Annotated in this window: 1 protein-coding gene and 1 pseudogene; one reads left to right on the top strand and one right to left on the bottom strand. The window is 44.7% G+C overall.

What is annotated here, in order from left to right; genetic code table 11:
* Positions 1–452: pseudogene (locus A3761_RS02465) on the top strand (ABC transporter ATP-binding protein); the annotation flags it as partial.
* A gap of 215 nt (positions 453–667) precedes the next feature.
* Here the strand turns inward: A3761_RS02465 and A3761_RS02460 are convergent.
* Positions 668–1,015 carry a HopJ type III effector protein gene (locus A3761_RS02460; RefSeq protein WP_068507046.1) on the bottom strand — a complete coding sequence of 116 codons (348 nt, stop codon included), beginning with the start codon at positions 1,013–1,015 and terminating at the stop codon, positions 668–670.
* Positions 1,016–1,227 lie beyond the last annotated feature (212 nt).

The raw sequence follows: 1,227 nt of genomic DNA, 5'->3' as shown, positions 1-1,227 counted from the left end.
TACTAAAGAATACCGTCGACACCTTCTGGCTGGTGGCAAACGGGAAAGTCGAAGAGTTTAAAGGCGACCTGCACGATTACGAAGTTTGGTTGCAAGACTTCCATAAAGAGTCGAGTAAAACTGAAACTGTAGAGACAGACAGTGCAGACAAGCAAAATGAATCAGCGGAAGATAAAAAGGAACGCAAGCGTATCGCTGCGGAGCTTCGTCAGAAATTGAGCCCACTGAAGAAAAAGCTCAAAACCGCAGAAAAGGCGATGGAGAAGCACCAAGAAGCTTTAGCTGAGCTCGAAGAGAAACTCGCTGCCCCAGAGATTTATCAAGCTGAAAATAAAGCCAAGTTGAAAGAATTGATGGATGAGCAGGCAACACATAAAGTCGGTTTAGAAGAATCCGAGATGGAATGGTTTGAACTGAGTGAAGAGATCGAAACGGCCGAGAGCCAGATGTAGTTTTTTCTCAAAGCTTGGTTTTAGTGTAGGCAGAGAGCTCCGTCTTTTGCAGGATCAATCTCGTGCTAGCCCGCTTGCGAGCCGTGGAAGGCTCTGCCTACAAGTTTGTGGATTCACAGGTAGCGGGCAAATAACGATTATCGTAGGCAGAGGGTTCCATCCCTCGCAGGTCGATGCCCCGTGCTAGGCGTGGAAGCCTCTGCTTACAGATGCTTCTACTTGGCCTTTAATGCCTCACCCGAAAATGAAATGCCTTTCCAGCCTTGAGTAATAAAGTTGCGAATGTTTTGGTGGTCATTGCCCTCAGGGTTCTTGAGCACATCTTCGCGATAGTATTGACCAAAACAAGTTAGAGTTTGTTGCTCATCCAGGTTTTGAAGCTGGGCAAAAGCAAAGAGTTTGCAGGAGCCCGAGTTCTGCCCTGCCTCATTGGCTTGCTCGCCATTTTGAAAGGCTGTGGGTGTAAATTCATATAGCTCGTCAATAATTGCCATTGTATCTTCAAACTGAATGCTGCTTGCATCTTGGTTTAAACGTTGGACGAAAGTCTCTAAATTAGACAAAGTTTTCTCCCTGGGTGGTGAATATAATGAATTTTATATGATATCACTTTACTTGCCGGATTTTTCCAATTAAACTTCGCGCCCCTAAGTGGAACTGTGTCTATATTTTGATCGCTGTGCCAGTAAGCCAAGCTTGCTGAAATGTGCACTGCAGCCATAGCTCAGTAAGAATTTATCAATATAACTTTATTGGAACAGGTAATTTTAATGCC

It is taken from the genome of Oleiphilus sp. HI0123 (genome assembly GCF_001635315.1).
This window is presented reverse-complemented; position numbering and strand designations above follow the sequence as displayed.